We start from the raw sequence: 15,117 nt of genomic DNA, 5'->3' as shown, positions 1-15,117 counted from the left end.
CATGAAATTCGACCTGACAGAAGAACGCCAGATGCTGCAGGACGGCCTGCGCCGTTTCCTGGCCGATACGCTGGACAAGAAGGCGCGCGAGGCGGTGGCCGAGGGCGACACCGGCTATTCGCAAGAGGCCTGGGACGGGCTGGCCGAGATGGGCGTCATCGGCGCCCTTTTCACCGAGGATGAGGGCGGTTTCGGCGGCGCGGGCTTCGACCTGAGCGTCGTCTTCGAGGAACTGGGCCGCGCCGGCGCGACCGAACCGCTGCTGGAGATCGTTCCCGCGGGCGGGCTGATCGCGCGCCGCGGCAGCGACGCCCAGAAGGCGTTGATCGAGGACGTGATCGCGGGGTCCACGATGCTGGCCTTCGCCCATGGCGAGCCCGGCAGCCGCTACGACCTCAGCCGCGTCGCGACCGAGGCCAGACGCGACGGCGACACCTACACCCTGACCGGGCGCAAGGCGGTCGTGCCCGCGGCCGGGCAGGCGGGCAAGATCGTCGTGTCGGCCCGCACCGGCGGTGACGTCGCCGACGAGGACGGGCTGTCGCTGTTCCTCGTGGACGCGGATGCCGACGGTCTCGATATCCGCGATTACCGCACCATGGCGGGCGGGCACGCGGCCGAGCTGGCCCTGGACGGCGTGACGGCCGAGCTGCTGGGCGGCGAGGGCGATGCCTACGCCGATATCGAGTGGGCGACCGCGCGCGCCACGGCGGCCCTGTCGGCCGAGGCGCTGGGCCTGATGGAGGCCTGCCGCAAGCTGACCGCCGACTACCTCAAGCAGCGCACGCAGTTCGGCCGCCCCATCGGCAAGTTCCAGGCGCTACAGTTCCGCATGGCCGACATGCTGGTCGAGATCGAGCAGGCCCGCTCGGCCGTCATCAATCTGTGCGGCCATCTCGAAGCGGACCGCGACACGCGCGAGCTGCACGTGTCGGCCACGAAACAGCTGATCGGCAAGGTCGCCAAGCTGGTGGTCGAGGAATCGATCCAGATGCATGGCGGCATCGGCATGACCCAGGAATACGACCTGGCGCATATCGCCCGGCGCCTGACCATGGCCGATCACCGCTTCGGCGACAGCACCTATCACCTGGGCCGCTTCGCCCGGATGCGCGCGGCGGCATGAGCACGCCCGGCATCATCACCGACGAGACCGGTACCCAGCGCACTATCGGCTACGTGCTGGACGTCTCGGGCGGCGACGGGTGCGCCCGCTGCCGCCTGACGCTGGACGACCGGCACACCAACCGGCACGGCGCGTTCCACGGTGGGCTCGCGGCGGTGATGCTGGACAACGCCATGGGCGCGGCGGGATCGCTGACGGTGGACGACAGCGGCCTGTACCCGATGGTCACGATCTCGATGACCACGAACTTCATCGCCTCGGCGCAGGTCGGCGACACGCTGACCGCGACGGGGCGCGTGGTGGGCGGTGGCCGGTCGGTGAAGTTCATCGAGGGCGAGCTGCGCCGCGATGACGGCACGCTGATCGCTACCGGCTCGGGCGCCTTCAAGGTCATGAAGAAGGCGCAGGGATGACCGCACGGATCGAACAGCGCGGGGATGTCCTGATCGCCTGGAACGCCAACGCGTCCCGGCGCAACGCGCTGACGCCAGACTACTACGCGACGCTGCGCGAGGCCTGCCAGTGGGCGGCCGAGCCGGGCATCGCCGCGCTGGTGCTGGCGGGCGAGGGCGATTTCTTCTGCGCGGGGGGTGACCTGAACACGTTGCGCACCCGCCGCGACCTGTCCGCGCCCGAGCGGCGCGAGAAGATCGAGACCCTGCACAACGTCATCCGCGACCTGCGCGCCTGCCCCGCGCCCGTGATCGCCGCGGTCGAGGGCGGCGCGGCGGGGGCCGGCGTTTCGATCGCCTTCGCGTGCGACATGCTGGTGGCGGCCCGGGGCGCGAAGTTCACCATGGCCTACGTGAAGGCCGGTCTGGTGCCCGATGGCGGCCTGACCCACAGCGCGGCGGCGGTGATCCCGCCGCCGCTGCTGGCGCGGCTGATGCTGCTGGGCGAGCATGTGGAGGCCGAACGGCTGGAGGCGATCGGCGCCCTCACCGCCATGAGCGAGGCGGGCGAAGCGCTGGAAACAGCGTTGGGCCTTGCCGCGCGCCTGTCCGACGGGCCGCAGGACACCCAGCGCGCGATCAAGCGGCTGCTGACGGACGGGCGCGCCGCGACGCTCGACGCACAGCTGGACCGCGAACGCGACGCCATGGCCTACGCGCAAGGCTCGCCCGAGGCGGGCGAGGGGATCGCGGCCTTCCTCGAAAAACGGCGCCCCGATTACCGGAAGCTGCGCGCATGACCGATCCCGTCTTCGACACCGCCGCCACCCGTGCCTTCGGGACACGCCTGCCGATCGTGGCGGGCGGGCTCATGTGGCTGGGCGACGCGGCCTATGTCAGCGCCTGTGCGCGCGCCGGGATCATGGGGTTCCTCACCGCCGCCAGCTTCCCCGACACGCTGGACGCCGAGATCGCCAAATGCCGCGACATGGCCGAGGGGAACCCCTTCGGCGTCAACGTCTCGATGCTGCCCAAGCTGGTGCCGGGCGAGAAGACGGCGGATGTCTTCAAGCAGATCGCGGATGCGGGCGTGCGGGTGGTCGAAACCTCGGGCCGCAACCCCGAGCCCTACATCCCGCAGCTGAAGGACGCCGGCATCACCGTTTTGCACAAGGTGCCATCGGTCCGCTTCGCCGTGAAGGCGCAGTCCGTCGGCGTGGACATGGTGACCATCGTCGGCGCCGAATGCGGCGGCCACCCGGGCATGGACCTGGTGGGGTCCATGGTGAACATGGCGCTGGCCGAGGAGCGGCTGGACATCCCCTTCCTCATCGGCGGCGGCATCGGCGCGGGCAGCCAGATCGTCGCCGCGCTGGCCGCGGGCGCGTCGGGCGTGACCATCGGGACCCGCTTCCTGGTCTGCGAGGAACTGACGGCGCATCCCGGCTACAAGCAGGCCATGGTCGATGCGTCCGAGCGCGACACCGACCTGACCATGCAGACGGTGCGCAACACGATCCGCACCCTGAAGAACGAGACGACGAAAGAGGTCGCGCGGCTGGAGCGCGAGAACCCCGAGGGGGGGATCGACCAGCTGATGCCGCTGGTGAAGGGCACGATCGGGCGGCAGGCCTATGCCAGCGGCGACGTGTCTTGGGGGATGCTGTCGGCGGGGCAGGCGCTGGGCCTGACCGATGCCATCAAGCCGCTGGCCGAGATCGTCGCCGAACTGGAACACGAGGCCGAGGTTGCGCTGGCGCGACTGCGGCCCGAACGGAGAACCGCATGACGCGCTTGCACGAGATCATCGACGCCCACGCCAAGGCCAGCCCGCAGGCGCCCGCGCTGCGCGACACGCTGGGCTATCGCTTCGATTTCGCCGGTTACGCCGCTGCCAGCCGCGAGGCGGCCGAGCTGCTGTCGGCCCGAGGCGTGCGGGCCGGGGACCGCGTGGTGATCGTGGCCGAGAATTGCGCGGTGATTCCGGCCCTCATCTTCGGGGCGTCGCGCCTAGGCGCCTGGGCCGTTCCGGTCAACGCGCGGATGACGGCGTCCGAGATCGGCCGGATTTCGGCGCACTGCACGCCCCGCGTGACCGCCTACACGACCGAGGCCAGCGATGCCGCGCGCGGCCATGCGGAAACGGCGGGCGCGACGGAGGTCGAGACGTCCTTCGGCGGCGTCGCCTTCGGACCCACGGACAACGGGTCCAAGGCCGAGACGGACGGGGACGTCGCCATCCTGCTTTATACCACGGGCACCACGGGCGACCCCAAGGGCGTCATGCTGACCCATGACAACCTCGTCTACGCCGGCACCGCCTCGCGCGACCTGCGCGACATGGTGCCGTCCGACCGGATCTACGGCGCGCTGCCGCTGACCCACGTGTTCGGCATCGCGTCGATGCTGACGGCGGGGGCGATCACCGGGGCCGAGGTGCAGCTGGAGACCCGCTTCACCCCCGCGGCCCTGCTGGATGCGCTGCGCGACGGGGCCACCGTGCTGCCCGCCGTGCCGCAGATGCACGCGCTTCTGATGAAGCACACCGCCGAGTTGGGCATCGACAGCCTCAAGGACGCCAAGCTGCGCTATGTCTCGTCCGGGGCGGCGCCGCTGGACCCGGCATGGAAGCGCAAGGCCGAGGCGTTCTACGGTCTGCCCCTGCAGAACGGCTACGGCATGACCGAATCCACTGCCGGTGTCTGCGGCACGCGCAACCCCATCGGCACGGCAGATATCAGCGTCGGTCCGCCGTTTCCCGGGCTGGAGGTCGCCATCGACGCGCCCGACGCGAACGGCGTGGGCGAGATCCTGACCCGCGGGCCGCACGTGATGAAGGGCTACTACCGCGCCCCGGACCTGACGGCACAGACCATCGACGCCGATGGCTGGCTGAAGACCGGCGACCTGGGCCGGATCGACGAAAGCGGCAACCTGCACGTGGTCGGCCGGGTGAAAGAGCTGATCATCCGCTCTGGCTTCAACGTCTACCCGCCCGAGGTCGAAGCGGCGCTGAACGACCATCCCGCCGTGGTGCAGTCGGCCGTGGTCGGCCGGGCACGCGATGGCAACGAGGACGTGCTCGCCTTCGTCGAAACAACGGCGGACGACGCGGTGACCCCGGACGCGCTGCGGGATTTCGTCGCGGACAGTCTGTCGAACTACAAGCGGCCATCTGCTATATTCATCGTGAAGAAGCTGCCTGCCGCCGCCACCGGAAAGATACTGAAACACAGGCTTCTGGACGCTTTCGCGGACCGGATAGCGGAGCTGGACAAGGAGTAAGACATGCCCAAGGACACCCAAGGCCACGGCCCCGAACTGTCGTCCTTCGAATGGGACGACCCGATGCTGATGGAAACCCAGCTGACCGAGGATGAGCGGATGCTGCGCGACGCGGCACGGCAATTCGCGCAGAACACCCTGCAGCCCCTCGTGATCGACGCCTATCGCGAAGAGACCGTGGCGCCCGAGCTGTTCCCGATGATGGGCGAAGCCGGCCTGCTGGGCGTGACCATCCCCGAGGAATACGGCGGGCTGGGCATGAACTACGTCACCTACGGCCTCGTCGCGCGCGAGGTCGAGCGCGTGGACTCCGGCTACCGCTCGATGATGTCGGTGCAATCCAGTCTCGTGATGTACCCGATCCACGCCTATGGCAGCGAGGAACAGCGCAAGAAGTACCTGCCGAAGCTCGCCAGCGGCGAGTTCATCGGCTGCTTCGGCCTGACCGAGCCCGACGCGGGGTCCGACCCCGGCGGGATGAAGACGGTCGCCAAGAAAACCGACAGCGGCTACGTGCTGAACGGCTCCAAGATGTGGATCTCGAATTCGCCCTTCGCCGATGTTTTCGTGGTCTGGGCCAAGTCCGAGGCGCATGGCGGCAAGATCCGCGGCTTCGTGCTGGAAAAGGGCATGGAGGGCCTGAGCGCGCCCAAGATCGGCGGCAAGCTGAGCCTGCGCGCGTCCACCACCGGCGAGATCGTCATGAAGGACGTGGAAGTGGGCGAAGATGCGCTCCTGCCCAATGTCGAGGGTCTGAAAGGGCCGTTCGGCTGTCTCAACCGCGCCCGCTATGGCATCTCGTGGGGCGTGATGGGCGCGGCCGAGTTCTGCTGGCACGGGGCGCGGCAATACGGGCTGGACCGCAAGCAGTTCGGCCGCCCGCTGGCGCAGACCCAGCTGTTCCAGAAAAAGCTCGCCGACATGCAAACCGAGATCACGTTGGGGCTGCAGGGCTCTCTGCGGCTGGGCCGGATGATCGACGACGGCACCGCGGCGCCCGAGCTCATCAGCCTGATGAAGCGCAACAACTGCGGCAAGGCGCTGGAGATCGCGCGCGTCGCCCGCGACATGCATGGCGGCAACGGCATCTCCGAGGAGTTCCAGGTGATGCGCCACATGATCAACCTCGAGACGGTGAACACCTACGAGGGCACCCACGACGTGCACGCGCTGATCCTGGGTCGCGCCCAGACCGGCCTGCAGGCCTTCGTGTGACGCGATGACCGCGACGCCGGGCCGCCGGTCGGATTATTTCGCCTTTCGCACGATGCCGACGCGGTGGTTCGACAACGACGTGTATGGGCACATGAACAATGCCCTGCACTACCAGTTCTTCGACACCGCGGTGAACGCACCGCTGGTCGAGCGCGAGCTTCTGGACCCGGCCACCAGCCCGACGATCTTCCTGGTGGTCGAATCCGGCTGCCGCTACTTCGCGCCGCTGGGCTTTCCGCAGGACATCACGGCCGGGCTTCGGGTGGCCAAGCTCGGCCGCAGCGCGGTGACCTACGAACTGGGACTTTTCGGGGGTGATGCCGAGGTCGCGGCGGCCGAGGGGCATTTCGTCCACGTTAACGTGGACCGGGAGACGAATCGCCCGGCCCCGATCCCGGATCAATTGCGCGCCTATCTCGAGGATCTGCGCATGGTCTGACGGCGGGACCGCCGTCAGACCCAATCATCCGCGATGATTTGCCGGAGATTACCCCGGATAATATCGCCGCTCAGGCGGCCCGCCGGCGCCCGCCCGACTTGCTGCGCCGGCGCCCGGACTTGGCCGCACCGCCACCGGGCTTGCCACCGCCGCCGCCCGGCTTGCGGCCGCGACCGCCCTGTTTCGGCGGGGGCGTGTCCTCGGCCCAGGGCGCGCCCGAGGCAACGTGAACGCGGCCCTTCAGCACCTTCTCGATGTCGCGCAGATAGCTCATCTCGTCCGGCGCGCAGAACGCCACGGCCTGCCCGTCACGCCCGGCCCGCGCGGTGCGGCCGATCCGGTGGACGTAGTTCTCGGGCACGTTCGGCAGCTCGAAATTGTAGACGTATTCCACGCCCGGGATGTCGATGCCGCGGGCCGCCACGTCGGTGGCGACCAGCACCTTCACCGTGCCGTCCTTGAACCCCTGGATCGCGCGGTCACGCTGGTTCTGGGACTTGTTGCCGTGGATCGACGCGGCCTTGTAGCCGTCGCGGTCGAGCTGCTTCATCAGCCGCTCGCAGCCGTGCTTGGTGCGGCCGAAGACCAGCGCCCGATCCTCGGGATGGCGGTCGAGACATTCGCGCAGCAGGTCGGGCTTGCCGTCCTTCGAGACGAAATGGACCTCCTGCTCGACCTTGTCGGCGGCCTGGCCGGGGCGCGCGACCTCGACCCGGATCGGGTTGCTGAGATAGCTGTCGGCGATCTCGGACATGAGTTTCGGCATGGTGGCCGAGAACAGCATGGTCTGCCGGTCGGCGGCCAGAAGCGGGGCGATCTTCCGCAGGGCGTGGATGAACCCCATGTCGAGCATCTGGTCGGCCTCGTCCAGCACCAGGAATCGCGTCTGGTCCAACCGCACGGCCTTGCGGTCCAGCAGGTCGATCAGGCGGCCGGGCGTCGCGACCAGCAGGTCGGCGCCGCGCTCCAGCCGGCCGATCTGGCGGTTGATGCTGACACCGCCCACCACGACGGCGATGGACAAGTGCGTGCCCCCGGCGAACCCGCGCAGGGAGTCGGCGATCTGATTGGCCAGCTCGCGCGTGGGCGCGAGGATCAGGCCGCGCACGGTCTTCGGATCGGGCTTGGTGCCCTCGGCCGACAGGGCGTTGATCAGCGGCAGGCCGAAGGCGGCGGTCTTGCCGGTGCCGGTCTGCGCCAGGCCCATCACGTCACGGCCGTTCATGGCATGGGGGATGGCCTGTTTCTGGATCGGGGTTGGTTCAGAGATGCCCAGCTCGGCCAGGCGGGAAATCATCTTGGGCGGAAGGCCCAGCATGTCGAAATCCATGGAATGGATCCTTTCGGAAAATGGGAATGTCGGGTCCCCGCGCGTAGGCGGACCCGTGAGCGTTCAGAGGAACGCCAGAAAACTGACCGGGGCCGGATTGCCCTGGGGCGGCCGCAACTGGCGCGTGCCTCCCCGCGTGATCTGGGAAACGGTGCGACGATCCTCGGTGGGGCGCCTCGCGCCCGGTCTGCTCACGCGGCAGGGATCATCGTCTTGGGCTGCATATCGGGGGGATACCCCGTCATGTCAAGCGGTTCGACCTATTGCAGATCGGCGAAGGCGTCGCGCAGTCGTTCCACGGCCTCTTCCACGCGGGCGCGGGGGGTGGCGATGTTGAATCGCAGGAACCGCTCGCCACCATTGCCGAAGGTGGGGCCGTGGTTCACGGCGATCTTCGCGCGCTCCTCGACCCGCTGCAGGTATTCCTTGCTGTCCATGCCGGTGCCGTCGAAATCGACCCAGGACAGGTACGTCGCCTCGAGCAGCATGGAGCGCAGGCCCGGAATCGACGCGATCCCCTCGTCGAAGAGGCGGCGGTTACCGTCGAGATAGTGCATCAGGTCGTCCACCCATTCGGCGCCCTGGGGCGAATAGGCGGCGGTGACCATGTGCATCCCGAAGGCGTTCGGCGACGTTCCCATGGCGGCCATGCGGGTGGCGAAACGCTGGCGCAGCGCGTCATCGGCGATGATGACGTTGCCCACATGGGCACCGGCGATGTTGAAGGTCTTGGTCGCCGCGGACATCATCACCAGCCGGTCGGCGATGCCGTCGATCTGCACCATCGGCGTATGGCTCTGGCCGGGATAGACCAGGTCGTGATGGATCTCGTCCGACACGATGACCAGGTCGTGGCGGCGCGCAAAGTCGGCGACGCCCCGAAGCTCGTCCCGGGTCCAGACCCGACCACCGGGATTGTGGGGCGAGCACAGGATCAGCATCCGCTCCCGCCCGGTCATCTGCGCATCGTAGGCATCGAAGTCGAGCGTGTAGCGCCCGTCGTCCAGCGCCATCTCGCATTCCACGATCTCGCGCCCCGCGGCTTTCAGCACCCGCGCGAAGGCATGGTAGACCGGCGTGAACAGGACCACGCCGTCGCCCGGCGCGGAGAAGGCGTCGACGCACATGGCGGTGCCGTTCACCAGCCCGTTGGTTGTGAAGATGTGGCCGGGATCGACCTGCCATCCGTGGCGGTGGTCCATCCACCAGCAGATCGCGGATTTGTAGGCGTCGTCATCGCCGAAATACCCATAAACGCCGTGGTCGTGCAGCCGGCCCACGGCGTCCTGCACGGCCTGGGGAGGGCGGAAGTCCATGTCGGCCACCCACATGGCCAGCCCGTCGTCCTTCGGCACGCCGTAGACCGGCTCCATCATGTCCCACTTGGCACAGTGGGTGCCCCTGCGGTCGATGATCTCGTCGAAGGATCGTTTGGCTCCGTCGAATGACATGGCGTGCTCCCGGTGTCTGGCTGGGCTGTAACCTGTCACATCCACCGCCGAGGTCCAGCCCCGCGCGCCGCACGCGCGTTTTGTTGCATCCCCGCCGCGCCACGCCTAAATGGACGGCATGATCCGCCCCATCCTCATCCATCCAGACCCGCGTCTGAAAAAGCCGGCCGATCCGGTGGACACGGTCGACGACGACCTGCGGACGCTGGCCGCCGACATGCTGGAAACCATGTACGACGCGCCGGGCATCGGGCTGGCCGCGCCGCAGATCGGCGTGATGCAGCGCGTGCTGGTCATGGACTGCGTGAAGGAAGAGGGCGCCGAGCCGCGGCCGATGGTGTTGATCAACCCCGAGGTCACCTGGGCCTCGGACGAGGTGTCCATCTACGAGGAAGGCTGCCTGTCCATCCCCGAGCAATATGCCGACGTGGAACGCCCGGCCGAGGTGAAGGTCGCATGGACCGACCTCGACGGCGCCGAACGGTCGGAGCATTTCACCGGGCTGTGGGCGACCTGCGTGCAGCACGAAATCGACCATCTGGATGGCAAGCTGTTCATCGACTACCTGAAGCCGCTCAAGCGCCAGATGATCACCCGCAAGATGCAGAAGCTGAAGCGCGAACGGGCGCGGGCCTGACCCCGTGCCGACGCGGCCTTTCGTCATGTGGCCCGACCGGCGGCTGAGCCAGCCCGCGCGACCCGTCGAGGCGATCACGGACGAGATCCGCGCGATCTGGGACGACATGATCGACACGATGGAAGCCATGCCGGGCGTGGGTCTTGCCGCGCCGCAGATCGGCGTGCCGCTGGCGCTGGCCGTGGTGGATGCGTCCGAGGATCGCGGGCAGGCGGTGCGCATGGCCAACCCAGAGATCCTGCACGCCAGCGTCGAGCCGCGCGATTTCGAGGAGGCATCGCCGAACCTGCCCGGCGTCTCGGCCCGGATCACACGGCCCCGCGCGGTCACGGTGCGGTTTCTGAACGCCGATGGCGTGGTAGAAGAGCGTGATTTCATCCATCTCTGGGCCACGTCGGTGCAGCACCAGGTCGATCACCTGGCGGGACGCATGTATTTCGACCGGCTGAGCCGCACCAAGCGCCAGATGCTGCTGAAGCGCGCGGCCAAGCGAAGGGACTGAGCCGATGCGCGTGATATTCATGGGGACGCCCGATTTCTCGGTCCCGGCGCTTCAGGCATTGGTCGATGCGGGGCACGAGATCGCCTGTGTCTACACCCAGCCGCCGCGCCCGGCGGGCCGGGGCAAGAAGCTGCGGCCCGGTCCCGTCCATGCCCGCGCGCTGGAACTGGGCCTGCCGGTTCGCCACCCCGTCAGCCTGAAAGACGCCGAGGCGCAGGAAGAGTTCGCTGCGCTGGAGGGCGACATCGCGGTCGTCGTGGCCTATGGCCTGTTGCTGCCGCAGCCGGTTCTGGACGCGCCGCGCCATGGATGCCTGAACATCCATGCCTCGCTGCTGCCGCGCTGGCGCGGGGCCGCGCCCATCCACCGCGCGGTCATGGCCCGCGACGCCGAGACCGGCATCTGCGTCATGCAGATGGAGGCGGGATTGGACACCGGGCCGGTTTTGCTGCGCGAGGCCACGCCGATCGGCGAGACCGAGACCACTGGCGACCTTCACGACCGGCTGGGCGCCATGGGGGGACGGCTGATCGTCGAGGCGCTGGGCCGGCTCGACCAGCTCACACCCGAGCCGCAGCCCGAAGACGGCGTCACCTATGCAAGCAAGATCGACAAGGCCGAGGCACGCGTGGAGTGGACCCGTCCGGCCACCGAAATCGACGCACTCATCCGGGGGCTTTCACCGTTTCCCGGCGCGTGGTGCGAGGTGGCGGGCGAGCGGGTGAAGCTTCTGCGCTCGCGGCTGGTGCCGGGGCAGGGGACGCCGGGACAGCTGCTGGACGGCTTTTCCGTGGCCTGCGGCGACGGCGCGGTCGAGGTGCTGGAGCTTCAGCGCGCTGGTCGGCGGGCCATGGGCGCCGCCGAGGCGCTGCGCGCCATGGACCTGCCCGACCGGCTGGACTGACGGTCTGTCTCAGAAATTGCGGGGCGGGCGCGACTTGTAGACCGGCAGGTGCCAGCCGAACCACAGCGATCCCGCGCGCAGGATCAGCGTGACGGCACCGCAGACCGCGACGGCCACGCGCATGTCATCGCTTACGGCGAATGCGATCAGGGCGGCCCCCCCGCCCGCGAAGGCCGCGGTGACGTAGAGCTCGCCCTTGGCCAGCACGACCGGCACGTCGTTCACGACCACGTCGCGCAGCAGGCCGCCGAAGGTGCCGGTGAGGATCCCCATGAGGATCACGATGGGCCAGGGCTGGAAGAATGCCTGTGCCGCCACCACGCCCGCGGGCACCGCGACGGCCAGCGCGCAGGCGTCCAGCCACACCAGCCAGATCAGGCGGTTGTCGGCAAGGTGCGCGGTCCAGAACACCACGACCGCCGCGCTGGCGGCCACGGCCAGGTAGCTCGGGTCGACCATCCAGAAGATCGCCCGGTCCAGCAGCAGGTCACGCGTGGTTCCGCCACCCAGCGCCGTGAGGCTGGCGAGGAAAATGAAGCCCACGAGGTCCAGTTGCGCGCGGCTCGCCGCGAAGGCGCCGCTGAGCGCGAAGACGAACACCGCGCAATAGTCGAGGATCGCCAGCGCCGTCATGCGCTCGGTTTGAACGGGGCCATGCCCGCCCGGGCCAGCTCGTCCGCGCGTTCGTTCTCGGGATGGCCGGCGTGGCCCTTCACCCATTCCCACTTGACGTCGTGGCGCGCCTGCGCGGCGTCCAGCCGTTTCCACAGGTCGTCGTTCTTGACCGGCTTCTTGGCCGACGTCTTCCAGCCGTTGCGCTTCCAGCCATGGATCCAGCTGGTCACGCCGTTCTTAACGTACTGGCTGTCGGTCACCATGGTGATGCGGCTGGGGCGGCTGAGACTTTCCAGCGCGCTGATTGCGGCCAGAAGCTCCATCCGGTTGTTGGTGGTGTTGGCTTCGCCCCCCTTCAGGTCGCGCGACTTCACGACCGCATCGCCATCGCGCGCGATCAGCAGCGCGCCCCAGCCGCCCGGCCCCGGATTGCCGGAGCAGGCGCCGTCGGTATAGGCGAAGAGATCGGTCATGGTGCTGGTCCTCGGCGCGTTCGGATCGGCCCGGGCTTGCCCCAAAGCGGCGCCCGTCGCAAGCGGGCTCAGTCCGGCTTGCGGCTCAGGTGGATGACGAAGGGTTCGATCCGTCCATCCAGCCCGCTGCCCTCGCCCAGCCGCGTTGCGAAGGGCTCCAGCCCCGAGGCGCGCGTCATCGCGTCCAGCTCGGCAGGCTCCCAGTAGCTGAAAAACCGGCCGATGGGGTCGCGCGCGGTGCCGCTGCCCCGTTTCAGGCCCAGGTGAAGAACGCCGCCGCGCAGCAGGGCCCTGGCGGCCAGGTCGATCATTTCCGGCATCCGCTCCGGCGTGACGTGCAGTAGCGAGAAATTGGCCCAGGTCCCGCGGTATTTCGGGATCGGCGCAAGCTCTTCGAACGGCTCGACCAGCACCTCGACCCCAAGGCCGGTCGCGATCTCGGCCATTTCGGGCGACGCGTCCGTGGCCTCGACCGTGATGCCGCGGGCCATCATCATGGCGGCCGAGTTGCCGGGGCCGCAGCCCCAATCCAGCACCGGCGCGCCCGTGTCGGGCAAGGCGCCCATGAAGGCCAGAAGGTCCGCGTCCGGGCCGGCGCGGCTGATCGTGTCCGCGTATTCCTGGGCGCGCCGCGCGTAACAGGCCAGCGTTTCGGGGTCGGCGGTCACAGCAGGATCGGCAAAAGCGAGACGACCACCAGCCCGGTCAGCAGGAACCGCAGGTGCATCCACCACGGGGGGGCCAGCCCCTGTCGCCAGAACAGCCAGTCCAGGCCAAGGATGCCGATGAAGCCCAACGCGAGGTAGACCGCCGCCGAGACCGGCCCGCCGCCGACGAAGAAGAACGCCCACAGCGCGGGGACCGTCGACAGGGCATAGCCCGACGCCGCGACCTGGCCTTCCGCCTTGGTGGCGAATCCCCAGAGAACCCCGGACATGAACGACAGGATGACGGTGCCGTAGGCCAGCTGCACGTAGGGCCCGGCGAGGCGCGGGCTGACGTTTTGTCCGGTCCAGGTGCCGAGATCGGGCAGCAGCATGGTCACCAGGCCCCAGAAGAAGGGCAGAAGGCCGGCCAGGCCCAGCAGCAAGGGCGCCTTGGGGATGGTCATGCCCGCTCGACCGCCAGCCGTCCGGCCAGCCCCGCGAAAACCGCCGCAATGCCGCGCGACATCCAGCGCAGCACCCGGTCGTTGCCCAGCACTGCGCGCCGCACCTGCGCCGCCGCCGCGCCGTAGCCCGCGAAGATGACGAAGGTCATCGCCATGAAGACGGCCCCGAGGCCCAGCATCTCGGCCGTGGCCGTCGCGGGGTTGCCCGACAGGAACGGCGGCAGCAGCGCCAGGAAGAAGATCGACAGTTTCGGGTTCAGGATGTTGATCAGCGCCCCGCGACGGGCGACCAGCGGCCCGGGCGTCGGATCGCGCCGGGCAGCCACGTCGAGGCTGCCGCCCTCGCGCAGGGCCTGCCACGCAAGATAAAGCAGGTAGGCCACGCCGGCGAATTTCACGATCTGGAAAGCCAGCGCGCTGGTGTGCAGAAGGGCGGCCAGGCCAAGGGTCGCAGCCAGGAGGTGCGGGACGATCCCGAAGGTGCAACCCAGCGCGGCCCAGAGCGACGGACCCCAGCCGCGCCCCAGACCGATGGCCAGCGTGTAGAGCACGCCGGTGCCCGGGGCGAGACAGACGACCGTCGCGGTAAGAAGGAATTGCCAGGACATCTAGGCGCGCCTTTTCCGGTTCTGCCGGGCGACCTTAGCACGCGGCTCGGGCCTGCCAAGCGGCGGATCCGCTCAGGCAGGTTCGCGCAGGACGCGGGGGACCTTGAACTCCACCCGCTCGACCGCTGTTTCGACCATCTCGACGGTCACGTCGTACCGGTCGCGGAAGGCGTCGATGACCTCTTCGATCAGGATCTCGGGCGCCGAGGCCCCGGCGGTGATCCCCATGGAGGCGATGCCGTCGAGCGCCCGCCAGTCGATATCTGCGGCGCGCTGGACAAGCTGGCTGTAGCTGCAACCGGCCCGCGCGCCGACCTCGACCAGGCGCTTGGAGTTGGAGGAATTCGGGGCCCCCACCACCAGCATCGCGTCGCACTTGGGCGCCATGGCCTTCACCGCTTCCTGCCGGTTCGTGGTCGCGTAGCAGATGTCTTCCTTGTGCGGGCCGATGATCGACGGGAACCGGTTCTTCAGGGCGGCGACGATCCCGGCGGTATCATCGACGCTGAGCGTCGTCTGCGTGATGAAGGCCAGCTTCTCGGGGTCGCGCGGCATCAGGTCGGCCACGTCGTCCTCGGTCTCGACCAGCAACACCTCGCCGGGCGGAAGCTGGCCCATGGTGCCCAGTGTCTCAGGGTGGCCCGCGTGGCCGATCATCACCATCTGCAGCCCGTTCTCGTGGTGGCGCTCGGCCTCGATATGGACCTTGCTGACCAGGGGGCAGGTCGCGTCCACGAAGACCATCTCGCGCGCCTGCGCGGCCTCGGGCACGGATTTCGGCACGCCGTGGGCCGAGAAGATCACCGGCCGGTCGTCGGGCGCCTCGTCCAGCTCCTCGACGAAGACGGCACCCTTGTCGCGCAGTTCATCCACGACATAGCGGTTATGGACGATCTCGTGGCGCACGTAGACCGGCGCGCCCCATTTCTGCAGTGCCATCTCGACGATCTTGATGGCGCGGTCCACGCCCGCGCAGAAGCCACGCGGCGCGGCGAGATAGAGTGTCAGCGGCGGTTTCGACATGGCGGC

Annotated in this window: 18 protein-coding genes; 10 read left to right on the top strand and 8 right to left on the bottom strand. The window is 68.7% G+C overall.

Features of this window, described 5'->3' with window-relative positions:
* The first annotated feature begins 1 nt into the window (after nt 1).
* Genes BMX96_RS06550 through BMX96_RS06520 form a run of 7 tightly spaced genes read left to right on the top strand, consistent with a single transcriptional unit; the run spans nt 2 to nt 6,457 of the window.
* Nucleotides 2–1,126, top strand: a complete 1,125-nt coding sequence (locus BMX96_RS06550; RefSeq protein ID WP_091844769.1) for an acyl-CoA dehydrogenase family protein — start codon at nt 2–4, stop codon at nt 1,124–1,126.
* A complete protein-coding gene (locus BMX96_RS06545; RefSeq protein ID WP_091844768.1) occupies nt 1,123–1,539 on the top strand; it encodes a PaaI family thioesterase in 417 nt (138 codons plus the stop codon). Before BMX96_RS06550 ends, BMX96_RS06545 begins: the two co-directional genes overlap by 4 nt.
* Nucleotides 1,536–2,318 (top strand): oxepin-CoA hydrolase, alternative type, encoded by a 783-nt coding sequence (locus BMX96_RS06540; RefSeq protein ID WP_091844767.1) that lies wholly within the window; start codon nt 1,536–1,538, stop codon nt 2,316–2,318. Before BMX96_RS06545 ends, BMX96_RS06540 begins: the two co-directional genes overlap by 4 nt.
* Entirely contained in the window at nt 2,315–3,307 is a 993-nt protein-coding gene (locus BMX96_RS06535) for an NAD(P)H-dependent flavin oxidoreductase (RefSeq protein WP_091844766.1), read from the top strand. The genes BMX96_RS06540 and BMX96_RS06535 overlap by 4 nt, the downstream gene beginning before the upstream one ends.
* Complete coding sequence (locus tag BMX96_RS06530) at nt 3,304–4,803, top strand: class I adenylate-forming enzyme family protein (protein ID WP_091844765.1); 1,500 nt, start codon at nt 3,304–3,306, stop codon at nt 4,801–4,803. Before BMX96_RS06535 ends, BMX96_RS06530 begins: the two co-directional genes overlap by 4 nt.
* Before the next feature lie 3 nt (nt 4,804–4,806).
* On the top strand, nt 4,807–6,018 hold the full coding sequence (locus BMX96_RS06525; RefSeq protein ID WP_091844764.1) for an acyl-CoA dehydrogenase: 1,212 nt from the start codon (nt 4,807–4,809) through the stop codon (nt 6,016–6,018).
* A gap of 4 nt (nt 6,019–6,022) precedes the next feature.
* A complete protein-coding gene (locus BMX96_RS06520) occupies nt 6,023–6,457 on the top strand; it encodes an acyl-CoA thioesterase (protein WP_091844763.1) in 435 nt (144 codons plus the stop codon).
* A 70-nt stretch (nt 6,458–6,527) separates the two neighbouring features.
* On the opposite strand, the gene BMX96_RS06515 is transcribed toward BMX96_RS06520, so the two are convergent.
* Complete coding sequence (locus BMX96_RS06515) at nt 6,528–7,787, bottom strand: DEAD/DEAH box helicase (protein ID WP_091844762.1); 1,260 nt, start codon at nt 7,785–7,787, stop codon at nt 6,528–6,530.
* Between the two features lie 260 nt (nt 7,788–8,047).
* A complete protein-coding gene (locus tag BMX96_RS06510) occupies nt 8,048–9,238 on the bottom strand; it encodes a MalY/PatB family protein (protein WP_091844761.1) in 1,191 nt (396 codons plus the stop codon).
* A gap of 118 nt (nt 9,239–9,356) precedes the next feature.
* On the opposite strand from BMX96_RS06510, the gene def (BMX96_RS06505) reads away from it, so the two are divergent.
* From def (BMX96_RS06505) to fmt, 3 genes are read left to right on the top strand one after another with little or no spacing between them, the layout of a single operon-like run.
* A complete protein-coding gene (gene def, locus BMX96_RS06505; protein WP_407944654.1) occupies nt 9,357–9,875 on the top strand; it encodes a peptide deformylase in 519 nt (172 codons plus the stop codon).
* Nucleotides 9,876–9,900: 25 nt separating this feature from the next.
* The gene (gene def, locus BMX96_RS06500) at nt 9,901–10,377 is read left to right on the top strand and encodes a peptide deformylase (protein WP_407944655.1); all 477 of its coding nucleotides are present in this window, start codon (nt 9,901–9,903) and stop codon (nt 10,375–10,377) included.
* A 4-nt stretch (nt 10,378–10,381) separates the two neighbouring features.
* A complete protein-coding gene (gene fmt, locus BMX96_RS06495) occupies nt 10,382–11,281 on the top strand; it encodes a methionyl-tRNA formyltransferase (RefSeq protein WP_091844758.1) in 900 nt (299 codons plus the stop codon).
* 9 nt (nt 11,282–11,290) lie between these two features.
* Here fmt and BMX96_RS06490 read toward each other — a convergent pair whose 3' ends face one another.
* From BMX96_RS06490 to ispH, 6 genes are all read right to left on the bottom strand, one after another.
* Nucleotides 11,291–11,914 carry a trimeric intracellular cation channel family protein gene (locus BMX96_RS06490; protein WP_091844757.1) on the bottom strand — a complete coding sequence of 208 codons (624 nt, stop codon included), beginning with the start codon at nt 11,912–11,914 and terminating at the stop codon, nt 11,291–11,293.
* Nucleotides 11,911–12,369 (bottom strand): ribonuclease HI, encoded by a 459-nt coding sequence (gene rnhA / locus BMX96_RS06485; protein ID WP_091844756.1) that lies wholly within the window; start codon nt 12,367–12,369, stop codon nt 11,911–11,913. The genes BMX96_RS06490 and rnhA overlap by 4 nt, the downstream gene beginning before the upstream one ends.
* A gap of 68 nt (nt 12,370–12,437) precedes the next feature.
* The gene (locus BMX96_RS06480; RefSeq protein WP_091844755.1) at nt 12,438–13,037 is read right to left on the bottom strand and encodes a class I SAM-dependent methyltransferase; all 600 of its coding nucleotides are present in this window, start codon (nt 13,035–13,037) and stop codon (nt 12,438–12,440) included.
* Complete coding sequence (locus BMX96_RS06475) at nt 13,034–13,480, bottom strand: DUF3429 domain-containing protein (RefSeq protein WP_091844754.1); 447 nt, start codon at nt 13,478–13,480, stop codon at nt 13,034–13,036. The genes BMX96_RS06480 and BMX96_RS06475 overlap by 4 nt, the downstream gene beginning before the upstream one ends.
* Nucleotides 13,477–14,088 carry a LysE family translocator gene (locus BMX96_RS06470; protein ID WP_091844753.1) on the bottom strand — a complete coding sequence of 204 codons (612 nt, stop codon included), beginning with the start codon at nt 14,086–14,088 and terminating at the stop codon, nt 13,477–13,479. The genes BMX96_RS06475 and BMX96_RS06470 overlap by 4 nt, the downstream gene beginning before the upstream one ends.
* 72 nt (nt 14,089–14,160) lie before the next feature.
* Nucleotides 14,161–15,111: a 4-hydroxy-3-methylbut-2-enyl diphosphate reductase gene (gene ispH / locus BMX96_RS06465; protein ID WP_091844752.1), complete on the bottom strand. Its 951-nt coding sequence runs from the start codon at nt 15,109–15,111 to the stop codon at nt 14,161–14,163.
* Nucleotides 15,112–15,117: the final 6 nt, after the last annotated feature.

The sequence above is a fragment of the Palleronia pelagia genome, assembly GCF_900110115.1.
Lineage (GTDB): Bacteria > Pseudomonadota > Alphaproteobacteria > Rhodobacterales > Rhodobacteraceae > Palleronia > Palleronia pelagia.
Note: the sequence above shows the minus strand (reverse complement) of the source record. Positions and strands in the feature narration are given on the sequence as shown.

Excerpts from the sequence above, each read along its gene's own strand:
- BMX96_RS06550 (WP_091844769.1), top strand. The coding sequence starts at position 2 with ATGAAATTCGACCTGACAGAAGAACGCCAGATGCTGCAGGACGGCCTG.
- BMX96_RS06545 (WP_091844768.1), top strand. The coding sequence starts at position 1,123 with ATGAGCACGCCCGGCATCATCACCGACGAGACCGGTACCCAGCGCACT.
- BMX96_RS06540 (WP_091844767.1), top strand. The coding sequence starts at position 1,536 with ATGACCGCACGGATCGAACAGCGCGGGGATGTCCTGATCGCCTGGAAC.
- BMX96_RS06535 (WP_091844766.1), top strand. The coding sequence starts at position 2,315 with ATGACCGATCCCGTCTTCGACACCGCCGCCACCCGTGCCTTCGGGACA.
- BMX96_RS06530 (WP_091844765.1), top strand. The coding sequence starts at position 3,304 with ATGACGCGCTTGCACGAGATCATCGACGCCCACGCCAAGGCCAGCCCG.
- BMX96_RS06525 (WP_091844764.1), top strand. The coding sequence starts at position 4,807 with ATGCCCAAGGACACCCAAGGCCACGGCCCCGAACTGTCGTCCTTCGAA.
- BMX96_RS06520 (WP_091844763.1), top strand. The coding sequence starts at position 6,023 with ATGACCGCGACGCCGGGCCGCCGGTCGGATTATTTCGCCTTTCGCACG.
- BMX96_RS06515 (WP_091844762.1), bottom strand. The coding sequence starts at position 7,787 with ATGGATTTCGACATGCTGGGCCTTCCGCCCAAGATGATTTCCCGCCTG.
- BMX96_RS06510 (WP_091844761.1), bottom strand. The coding sequence starts at position 9,238 with ATGTCATTCGACGGAGCCAAACGATCCTTCGACGAGATCATCGACCGC.
- def (WP_407944654.1), top strand. The coding sequence starts at position 9,357 with ATGATCCGCCCCATCCTCATCCATCCAGACCCGCGTCTGAAAAAGCCG.
- def (WP_407944655.1), top strand. The coding sequence starts at position 9,901 with ATGTGGCCCGACCGGCGGCTGAGCCAGCCCGCGCGACCCGTCGAGGCG.
- fmt (WP_091844758.1), top strand. The coding sequence starts at position 10,382 with ATGCGCGTGATATTCATGGGGACGCCCGATTTCTCGGTCCCGGCGCTT.
- BMX96_RS06490 (WP_091844757.1), bottom strand. The coding sequence starts at position 11,914 with ATGACGGCGCTGGCGATCCTCGACTATTGCGCGGTGTTCGTCTTCGCG.
- rnhA (WP_091844756.1), bottom strand. The coding sequence starts at position 12,369 with ATGACCGATCTCTTCGCCTATACCGACGGCGCCTGCTCCGGCAATCCG.
- BMX96_RS06475 (WP_091844754.1), bottom strand. The coding sequence starts at position 13,480 with ATGACCATCCCCAAGGCGCCCTTGCTGCTGGGCCTGGCCGGCCTTCTG.
- BMX96_RS06470 (WP_091844753.1), bottom strand. The coding sequence starts at position 14,088 with ATGTCCTGGCAATTCCTTCTTACCGCGACGGTCGTCTGTCTCGCCCCG.
- ispH (WP_091844752.1), bottom strand. The coding sequence starts at position 15,111 with ATGTCGAAACCGCCGCTGACACTCTATCTCGCCGCGCCGCGTGGCTTC.